This is a genomic window from Enterococcus eurekensis (assembly GCF_042654605.1).
In the GTDB taxonomy this organism is placed as follows: Bacteria; Bacillota; Bacilli; order Lactobacillales; family Enterococcaceae; genus Enterococcus_I; species Enterococcus_I eurekensis.
Genome location: NZ_JBHSGT010000044.1, coordinates 23200 through 32760 on the forward strand (window position 1 = coordinate 23200; position 9561 = coordinate 32760).

Annotated in this window: 9 protein-coding genes; 1 reads left to right on the forward strand and 8 read right to left on the reverse strand. The window is 35.6% G+C overall.

Annotated elements, in window-relative coordinates; genetic code table 11:
- The first annotated feature begins 157 nt into the window (after positions 1-157).
- Complete coding sequence (locus ACFO3L_RS07610) at positions 158-529, forward strand: YccF domain-containing protein (protein WP_379965529.1); 372 nt, start codon at positions 158-160, stop codon at positions 527-529.
- A gap of 64 nt (positions 530-593) precedes the next feature.
- On the opposite strand, the gene ACFO3L_RS07615 is transcribed toward ACFO3L_RS07610, so the two are convergent.
- From ACFO3L_RS07615 to ACFO3L_RS07650, 8 genes are all read right to left on the reverse strand, one after another.
- Positions 594-2039 carry a glycoside hydrolase family 1 protein gene (locus tag ACFO3L_RS07615; RefSeq protein WP_379965532.1) on the reverse strand — a complete coding sequence of 482 codons (1446 nt, stop codon included), beginning with the start codon at positions 2037-2039 and terminating at the stop codon, positions 594-596.
- Positions 2040-2216: 177 nt separating this feature from the next.
- Positions 2217-4295, reverse strand: coding sequence for a DNA topoisomerase 3 (locus ACFO3L_RS07620; protein ID WP_379965535.1), 2079 nt, complete (start codon positions 4293-4295; stop codon positions 2217-2219).
- A gap of 95 nt (positions 4296-4390) precedes the next feature.
- Entirely contained in the window at positions 4391-4756 is a 366-nt protein-coding gene (locus ACFO3L_RS07625) for a DUF1033 family protein (protein WP_379965538.1), read from the reverse strand.
- A gap of 212 nt (positions 4757-4968) precedes the next feature.
- On the reverse strand, positions 4969-6090 hold the full coding sequence (gene mnmA / locus ACFO3L_RS07630) for a tRNA 2-thiouridine(34) synthase MnmA (RefSeq protein ID WP_379965541.1): 1122 nt from the start codon (positions 6088-6090) through the stop codon (positions 4969-4971).
- A 289-nt stretch (positions 6091-6379) separates the two neighbouring features.
- Entirely contained in the window at positions 6380-7183 is an 804-nt protein-coding gene (locus ACFO3L_RS07635) for a metallophosphoesterase (RefSeq protein ID WP_379965544.1), read from the reverse strand.
- A 133-nt stretch (positions 7184-7316) separates the two neighbouring features.
- Positions 7317-7661 (reverse strand): DUF1831 domain-containing protein, encoded by a 345-nt coding sequence (locus ACFO3L_RS07640; protein ID WP_379965547.1) that lies wholly within the window; start codon positions 7659-7661, stop codon positions 7317-7319.
- Positions 7662-7738: 77 nt separating this feature from the next.
- Positions 7739-8017, reverse strand: a complete 279-nt coding sequence (locus ACFO3L_RS07645) for a hypothetical protein (protein ID WP_379965550.1) — start codon at positions 8015-8017, stop codon at positions 7739-7741.
- Between the two features lie 139 nt (positions 8018-8156).
- The gene (locus ACFO3L_RS07650; RefSeq protein WP_379965553.1) at positions 8157-9299 is read right to left on the reverse strand and encodes a cysteine desulfurase family protein; all 1143 of its coding nucleotides are present in this window, start codon (positions 9297-9299) and stop codon (positions 8157-8159) included.
- Positions 9300-9561 lie beyond the last annotated feature (262 nt).

Below are 9561 nucleotides of genomic sequence, written 5' to 3' on the forward strand. Positions count from 1 at the left end.
GTATTGCAATGTAATCTATAAATTTCCTTATTTTGTATCCCCCCAAGAACGAGCCATGATATACTTATGTATCATGGCTCGTTCTTATTTTATTGTTTTTTTTCCAATTAGTAATTTAAGATAAAATTAAATCCTTTTAAGAAAGTTGGTATCTTTAATGCACGTCTTAGGAAATATCATTTGGTTTTTATTTGGTGGTTTTATTGGTGGCCTTAGTTGGACAATTGCAGGAGCACTCTGGTGTATGACTATTATTGGAATTCCCGTTGGCATGCAATGTTTCAAACTTGCTTCTTTAAGTTTTTGGCCGTTTGGTAAAGATATTGTCTATGACAATACATCCGGTGCATCTCTCATTCTCAATATTCTATGGTTAATTTTTAGTGGACTGCCTCTAGCCCTTGGTCATTTAGTTAGTGGGCTCTTGTTAACGATTACGATTATTGGAATTCCTTTTGCCAAACAATCTTTCAAACTCGCACGACTAGCTTTAATGCCTTTTGGTGCACGAGTTGTCAACATTCGTTAAAATCCAAAGAACCTACGCTATCGAAGTTTTCCATTCGATAGCGTAGGTTCTTTTACTTGATAAATTACTCTACTGATAAGCTCGCGCCATTGGTTTCTATCACTTCTTTGTACCAATAATAACTATCTTTCTTATAGCGATCAAGCGTGCCGCCCTCTTCATCACGGTCAACATAAATAAAGCCGTAACGTTTTTGGTAACCATTTAACCAACTTAATAAGTCCGTAAATGACCACGTACAATAACCCAAAATTTCACAACCTTCATCCGAAGCTTTAATCAACTCTTTTAAATGAGCTGCTAAATAAGCAATTCGATAATCATCATGAATTTTGTTGTCTGTAGTTTTTTTATCGAATGCACCTAGACCATTTTCCGAAATAATGATTGGTAAGTCATAACGACTAGTAATTTCTTTACAAGCAAAACGTAACCCAGATGGATCAATTACCCAATCCCAATCGGTTGTCTCTAAATAAGGATTACTTGGATTTTTATAGACTCCCGGTACACCAGTTACTTGTCCGGTCCCTTTTTTACCTGTTGTATTCATTTCACCAAATGGCGTCACACCATCTAGCGGATTGTATTCAACTGTTGCGGTCTGGTAATAATTGACACCCATAAAATCGACTTTTTGAGCAGCCACATGTAACGTTTTAGAATCTTCTTCCGTAATCGTCGGCGCCACACCTTGTTTTTCTAAATATCGCAAAGCTGTTCTAGGATAACGACCATAGGCATAAACATCCATCCACCAAAAACTCTTTAAATTATCATGGTCTAATTTAGCCATTCCATTTTCAGGGCGACTGTCAATCGCATAACTTGGGCTATAAGCAAAGCTTGCACCAATTTTTCCTTCCGGCATAATTTCTTTAAAAGCTAGCACGGCCTTGGCATGTGCTAAGAAGACATGATGATTAACTTGATAATACGTTTTTTCATCATTGAATTTTCCTGGTGGGTGCATCGCTGTCATCCAACCAAAACCTGTAAAAATATTTTGTTCATTAATCGTAATCCAGTACTTAACTTTTCCTTTGTAGGCGTTAAATAAATACGTTGCATAATTAACATAGGCATCGATGGCTTGTGGGCTTTCCCAACCACCGTAGGCTTCTTCTAATGCTTGTGGCAAATCCCAGTGATACAAGGTGACCATTGGCTCAATCTTGTATTTTAAACATTCATCAATAACCGCTTCATAAAAATCAACCCCAGACTGATTCACTTCTCCCGTTCCATTTGGGAAAATACGTGTCCAAGCAATCGAGAAACGATAGGTTTTTAATCCCATTTCAGCCATTAATGCAATATCTTCTTTAAAACGGTGATAATGATCGACTGCAACTTCTCCTGTCGTTTCTTTAAATGTTTTTCCAGGAATTTTAACGAATTCATCCCAGTTTGAAACACCTTTACCATCAATATTATGGGCTCCTTCAATCTGGTAAGCGGCTGAAGCACTTCCCCATAAAAAGCCTTTAGGCATTGTTAATTGACTCATTAATAAATCCTCCTTAAAAAAATCATTGCTGCATCTCCATTTTCCTATAGCTTCATCGATTTGTCTACAGTAAAAAAAGCAGATAAATCCGACATTTTTCGAACAGGAAAAACCATACCTGAAGGATAAAAAAATTCCTTTTAGATATGGTTAGATGTAAATCATTGAATAAATTCTTTAAGTTTTTTCCATCGCAGCTTTAAGCGCTGCTGCTAATGGACTTTCTTGTGGTTCTTCTTCTTGACTGTATTTCTTAACAAGTTTACGTTCTTCGTGTTTAGTCATTTTCTTTTTGCGGGCTTTGTTGTCGAGCATTTTTTCACTAATCCCACAATATTTGCATTTGAAAAATGAACCATTTTTACCATCAATAATCTCCATTTTTTTATGGCACTGAGAACAACGGTGATTCGAAATTTTTGGATCTTTACGACGACGGTAGCTACACTCTTGGTTACTACAAATATATATTTTCCCATCTTTGGTATTGCGTTCTCTTAGTGCTTCACCACATTCTGGACAAACTTTGTTCGTAAGTGAGAAATCTTTGTATTCTTGTTTTGAATCTTTAATTTCTGCGACTAGACGTTTCGTATCTTGTTCGATTTCTTTCAAGAAGGCTTGCGATGTTTTCTTTCCTTGAGCAATCGCTTCTAGATCTTTTTCCCATTTTTCAGTTAAGTCTGGACTGACTAACGAAGGATTCACAAGACTTAATAGCTGTTTGCCTTTTGGTGTGACGCCCAGTACGTTGCCACGGCGTTCCATTAATTCTGACTTGATTAATTTTTCAATAATTTCAGCTCGAGTTGCCGGAGTTCCTAGCGAATGTTTTTCCATTTGCTGTAGTAAACTACCTTCTGTCGCTAATTTTGGCGCACTCGTTAACTCTTGATTGACTTGGAAATTACCTTTAACAGTTTTGATTTGTTGCCAATCAATTAAAACTTCTTTCTTACCTTCACTGGCTTTCCAACCTGCTTGAATCACTTGCTCTTGTTTAAAGACAAATAAATTACCAGAAAAATCAATTATCGCTTTCACATTTTGGGTCACGTGTTTTTCAGCAAACAATCCTAAAAAGCGTTCAACAATTAAACGATAAATTTTAACTTCATCACTGGTCATTTTTTCCACTCGAGGACTTTCTTCAGTAGGAATTAAAGCATAGTGATCGGTAACTTTTTGATCATTAAAGACGCTCGTTAAACAAACTTGACCACCATTTTTAATGTATTCTTTGGCACGTGGATCGAACCCCGCTATCGCTTGTAAACGATCTTTCATCGTATTCGCCACATCTTTTGGTAAATATTTTGAATCGGTACGCGGATAACTGACAGCTTTGTGGCTTTCATATAGACTTTGAACTAAAGATAATGTCTTTTTAGCTGAGTATTGATAGAGTTGATTCGCTACTCGTTGCAATTCGGTTAAATCATAAGGTAACGGCTGAGCGAGACTCTTTTCTTTTGCCTCAACACTTACGACTTTCCCTAGTGTTCCACTTAATTCTTTGACAAAACTTTCAGCTTGTTTTCGTTCAGTAAACTGTTGAGGATTTTTCAATTGCAAACGGCCTTTTAAATTTTGATATAAAAGATCAATTGAAAAATATGTTGTCGGAATAAATTTCTCCGATTTTTCTTGGGCTTGATGAACTAGACTCAAGGTTGGTGTTTGAACACGACCAGCTGATAAACTATCTTGATATTTAACCGTTAAAGCACGAGTCACATTCAGACCGATTAACCAATCAGCTTTACCACGCGCAACGGCTGACTGATACAAATTCTCAAACTGTTTCGCTGGTTTTAATTGGCGAAAACCTTGTTGAACTGCTTGTTTCGTTTGAGAAGAAATCCATAAACGTTCCATTGGTTTGTTCGTTTTAATCCATTCAAAAACAAAACGACCAACGGCTTCTCCTTCACGTCCGCTATCGGTAGCAATGACGATGCCAGAAACATCTTTACGCTTCGCTAAATCCCCAATTATTTTTAATTGTCGATTGGTCTTTGGTAAAGGTTTTAAGCCAATATGTTTAGGAATCATTGGTAACGTTTCTAAATTCCATGTTTTCCATTCTTTTTGAATATCTTCTGGTAGTTTAAGTGAAAGTAAATGTCCATATGCCCATGTAATCACATATTGATCGCTTTCAAAATAATCTTTCCCGCGCGGTGTGGCACCTAGAACTTTGGCAAAATCTTTAGCCACACTCGGCTTTTCTGTTAAAACTAGTTTTTTACTCATATATTCTCCTTTATTGAGGCAGTTCTTCTCCAAATTAAAAACTGTTACTTATTCTATTATAAGCAACAGTTTCTATTCGTCAAAATCATTTTCTATTAAGCTTGTTTTCGAATGCAAATTTTTTCTTTTGCTTCTTCGCTAATACTCTCATAAAATGCACGATCGACTTCAATAGTCACAGGCTTATCATCTTTTAATAATGCTAAACCTAAAAACAATTGCAAGCCTTCAACACAATCTTCACACCAATGTTCCTCGCCATCATTCCAAAAAGCAGTTAAGAAATTTGGTTTGATATGGATATGTTCATATTTTGCGCGTAAGATTTCCCATTGTTTGCGGTACTCTACTTGTGCTTCCTCGAAAGTACTAAATTGTTGGATTTCACGAATATCTTCTCGCCAGTCACCAAAAAACCACCAAGGTTCATTTTCTCCATACATTGTTAGAACTTGATACATTCTTCTTCACCTCGCGCCTTTTATTAACTAAAATCATATTAATCATTTTTTTGTTTTGATTCAATTAATTGGCTTGTGAAGAAAAAAGCTATCACAGCAGCGATTTAACGCGACCGCTTTCATTTTCGAACGTTTGTTGAAACAAGAAAAAACGATAGAAAGATTCTTCGTATCGAATCTCTCTATCGTTTCAGTTTTATGCTAATTCATTTTTAAACGTAAGCTAACACTTTTTCATCTTGGAAGGCTTGATCGATTAAACCGCCACCTAAACAAGTCATACCATCATAAAAAACAACGGCTTGACCAGGTGTTACTGCACGGGCCGGCGTATCAAAAATCACTTCTGCTTGATTATTATCCAATAAACGAACAGTTACCGGTACATCTTGTTGACGGTAACGGAATTTTGCTGTACAACGGAATTCTTTTGGTTTGTCTTCATTCGTTGTAAAGTGAATTTCACTCGCTGTTAATTTATCAGCAAAAAGTGCAGGGTGATTAAAACCTTGACCCACATAAAGTGTATTTGTTACTAAATCTTTACCAACGACAAACCATGGTTCTTGTGTTGAACCACCGCCACCAATCCCTAAACCTTGGCGTTGTCCAATCGTGTAGTACATTAAACCATCGTGTTGACCTTTAATTTCGCCATCAAGCGTGACCATATTGCCACGTTTAGCTGGTAAATAGTTTCCTAGGAATTCTTTAAAATTCTTTTCGCCAATAAAACAAACACCGGTTGAATCTTTTTTCTTAGCTGTTGCTAAGTTGGCTTCTTCGGCAATTCGACGAACTTCTGATTTATCCATGCCACCTAATGGGAACATGGTTTTATCTAATTGTTCTTGTGATAATTGACTTAAAAAGTACGTTTGGTCTTTATTATTATCGACACCACGTAACATTTGAACGACACCATTTTCATCGCGAACGGCTTGTGCGTAATGACCAGTTGCCACATAATCGGCTCCTAGATCCATCGCGTAGTCCAAGAAAGCTTTAAATTTAATTTCTTTGTTACACATAACATCTGGATTGGGTGTTCGACCTAAACGGTATTCTGCTAAGAAATATTCGAAAACACGATCCCAATATTCTTTTTCAAAGTTAACCGAATAATACGGTACACCAATTTGAGCCGCAACTTTGGCTACATCTTTATAATCTTCTGTCGCGGTACAAACCCCATTTTCATCGGTATCATCCCAGTTTTTCATAAAGATACCAATTACATCATAGCCTTGTTCTTTCAACAAAAGCGCTGTTACTGACGAGTCTACCCCGCCACTCATGCCGACAACTACACGAATTTTACTGTTGTCTGTCATGAAAATCACCATCATTTCATTATAAATTCTGAATTCTACGATTTGAAGGTCGCAACTTTTTCAGTACTTGCCATTATACTAGAGATTCATGAAAATTTCACGAGAATCGAATTTTTTTATAAAAATTATTATCAATTATTCAGTGTAATATTTCCAACAAAAACGTCCGTTTAAATGATTTCATTATAAATTTTTTCGAACTGCGTATAGATTTCTTTCAGCGGTACACGTTTTTCTTCTCGAGTCGCCATTGATTTGATATTAACCATTCCATCTTTATCCTCAAAATCTAATTTATTTCCTCCCAAGAATGCTTTTCAGCGTTAAAAGACGTATACCTATATGTTTCGGTGTCATATTGTAAGACAGGAACGATTCTACTTTTAAGTGTATGTCCATCGATAAAGAAATGATTATATCCATCCCAATAGACTTTTCCTAAATCATTTATCTCATTTGAAACTTCTTCTGAATGAATATGCCCACTAATAATATCCTTGTAAAATGCTCCTGTTGTCGCAGGATACTTTCCTGTAAAAGTCCCGTCCATTGTAAGATATTTCCAATTTTCGCCATCCTCTTCGTCGATTCCAGCATGTACAAAAATTTGATTTTTCGTTTCAAAATAACGCTTTTCAGTTACTTTACGCTTTAACCAGTGGAATAATTCCTTAACTTCTTCTAGTTCCATCATTTTTTGATGCAATACATCATTCAAATTCATCAGATTTTGACTAACATTCGCAAAATTTTGACTTCCATGAATGATAGTCTCAAATTCTGAAGTTTCAAAAAAACTACTAATTGTCTCAAACCCCATATTAATTGCATAAAAATCTTCATTTTTTTCATAAAAAAAGAGCCAATTACAAAACCACTCGTCATGATTTCCTAGCAGAGTTATTACTTGGTTTGGGTATTGTTTTTCAAGATTCATAATTTCATTTAGGACTCGAAAAGATTTGTCTCCTCCATCTACATAATCTCCTAAAAAAATGAGTAAATCAGATGGTTCCAAATGAATCGCTGACAGTGAATACATCATTGCATCGTAGCAACCATGAATATCACTAAGTGCATATATTTTAGCCACAACTAACCAACCCTTTTCACTTTTTACTTAAATAATTCAATGAAGCGTCTTCCCACATCGAAAGGATTTTTGATACTGTTTAACAAAAAACTTGAGTCAAGGATTTTTATTCCCTGCCTCAAGTTTTCAATTTTTAAACTACTTTTTCAAATAAACCACGGCTAATAAAGCCATCCATTAAGAAATAAAACTTCTTTTGTAGCATTTCGTGTTGGCTACCTTTAAATAAATTGACTGATTTTAAACCATTACCGGTTGTAACAGACATTTTTAATGTTTGAATGTCCTTATCAACAGTAATTTTTAATTTAAAGCCTTCTTTACTTTGAGGAGTTGCTTCTAATGAACGAATTAATTGGAAGTTCCCACCATTTGTTTCAGTGAAACCATTGTCACGTAATGTGTAACGCTTTGCTTCAGGGGCAATGCGATAATATACATCCGAACCTAAGACTGTTGCTTGTTTTTCAAATGCCATCTCTTCACCTCATCTAATTTCTTAACTTAATTATAAGAGTTTACGCCGCTGAATGCTAGTCTCTTTCGATGAAAAAATTATTCTAAATCTGAGCGTTCGATTGCAATTGATGGATAATGCATTTGAGAATCTAATCGTTGATCTAAATTGATTCCATAAATCATGTAATAACTTTCGGGGTCTTTTTCAGTGACTTCATCGTAAATTTCTTTAATTTTATCAACGTCTGATGAAGCATAAATTAAAGAAACTACACCGATTTTATCTGATTCGTTGGATTCAATTGAACCTTTCATAATGATTTTCAAATCACTTATACTTTCTAATCCATATTCTAACCAGTTAACTTCATCCATGTTTTTTCCAACTCCTTATTTAAAAATAATTAAACAAAATAAATTTTTTAAAATCTAAGTTTGTTATTTATTTTCAAACAACATCACGCCACCCCTTTATCTTGATTTCTTTTAATATAATAAATTATCGTAACATTTTCTAGTCTCTTTTTAGTCTTCTAACGGATGAAATCATATTTTCAGCTAGTTTTTCAACTTCTTCTGTTGTATTTCCTAAACCAAAACTTATACGGATCGATTCGGTGATACTCGCATCTTCTTTCCCATACATCGCTTCTAGAACGTGTGACGGTTCCACGTTACCGGCACTGCAGGCAGAGCCGGTTGAAATCGCGATTCCTTGCAAGTCTAAATGCATTAATAGTAAGTTACTCGCTACTCCGTTTAAATGTAAATTTAAAATATGTGGTAGACGAGTTGCCTGTTCACCATTAATTTCAAAAGAAATCTCCGCTTCATTTAGACGTGCAAGCAAAAGTTGATTAAATTTTTCATAGGTCATCCAATTTTCTTGTTGTTTTTCTTCACCGAGTTGTTGAATAGCTGTTTCTAATCCAATAATTCCTGCTAAATTTTCGGTTCCTGCACGACGTTTTTCTTCTTGTTCTCCACCATACATCAATGGCGTTCTTTTTACTCCTGAACGTTGGTATAAAAAGCCCACACCTTTTGGTCCATTAATTTTATGTGCTGAAATACTTAATAGATCAATGCCAATTTCATTTGGTTTCAAAGCTATTTTCCCAAAAACCTGAACCGCATCGGTATGAAAAGTCGCAGGATGTTTCGCTAAAACTTGGCCAATTTCAGCAATCGGAAATAATACTCCTGTCTCATTATTGGCATACATCACTGAAACTAAAATAGTATCTGGGCGTAAGGCAGCTTCAACTTGAGCCGCTGTAATTTGTCCATTTGAATCGACTGGTAAATAGGTCACTTCAAAGCCTTTTTTCTCTAAATAAGCCATGGATTCTAAAACAGCTGGGTGTTCCACATTCGTCGTGATAATATGTTTGCCTTCTGATACTCTCGCTTCTGCTGTACCAATAATTGCCATGTTGTCACTTTCCGTTCCACCACTAGTAAAAACAATTTCATTAGTTTTTACTTGAAGTTGACTAGCAATTTGTTGACGAGCTGCTTCTAAAGACTCATGAGCTTTACGCCCAAATTGATGAATACTCGATGGGTTACCATATGTCTCCTCCATCGTTGAAACCATTGCGTTTAAGACGATTGGATTTATAGGTGTTGTTGCTGCATGATCAAAGTATGGCATTGCTTTTTTCCTCCTAAAAATAAATAAATACGAAAAAAATCGTTCCACTCTAAGCAAAGTGTCACGATTTTTTATAAACGGTGTAACTAAAGCAATGACTCGGTAATAAGCCTGAATCTTTTTGAAAGTAAAGGACACTTTCAAACGATTCTTTGCTTATTACTCGTCATTAGACGCTTTATTTACAACCTCTTTGTTAAACGGTATAACTATAGCAATGACTCGGTAATAAGCCTGAATCTTTTTGAAAGTAAAGGACACT

Excerpts from the sequence above, each read along its gene's own strand:
- ACFO3L_RS07610 (WP_379965529.1), top strand. The coding sequence starts at position 158 with ATGCACGTCTTAGGAAATATCATTTGGTTTTTATTTGGTGGTTTTATT.
- ACFO3L_RS07615 (WP_379965532.1), bottom strand. The coding sequence starts at position 2,039 with ATGAGTCAATTAACAATGCCTAAAGGCTTTTTATGGGGAAGTGCTTCA.
- ACFO3L_RS07620 (WP_379965535.1), bottom strand. The coding sequence starts at position 4,295 with ATGAGTAAAAAACTAGTTTTAACAGAAAAGCCGAGTGTGGCTAAAGAT.
- ACFO3L_RS07625 (WP_379965538.1), bottom strand. The coding sequence starts at position 4,756 with ATGTATCAAGTTCTAACAATGTATGGAGAAAATGAACCTTGGTGGTTT.
- mnmA (WP_379965541.1), bottom strand. The coding sequence starts at position 6,090 with ATGACAGACAACAGTAAAATTCGTGTAGTTGTCGGCATGAGTGGCGGG.
- ACFO3L_RS07640 (WP_379965547.1), bottom strand. The coding sequence starts at position 7,661 with ATGGCATTTGAAAAACAAGCAACAGTCTTAGGTTCGGATGTATATTAT.
- ACFO3L_RS07645 (WP_379965550.1), bottom strand. The coding sequence starts at position 8,017 with ATGGATGAAGTTAACTGGTTAGAATATGGATTAGAAAGTATAAGTGAT.
- ACFO3L_RS07650 (WP_379965553.1), bottom strand. The coding sequence starts at position 9,299 with ATGCCATACTTTGATCATGCAGCAACAACACCTATAAATCCAATCGTC.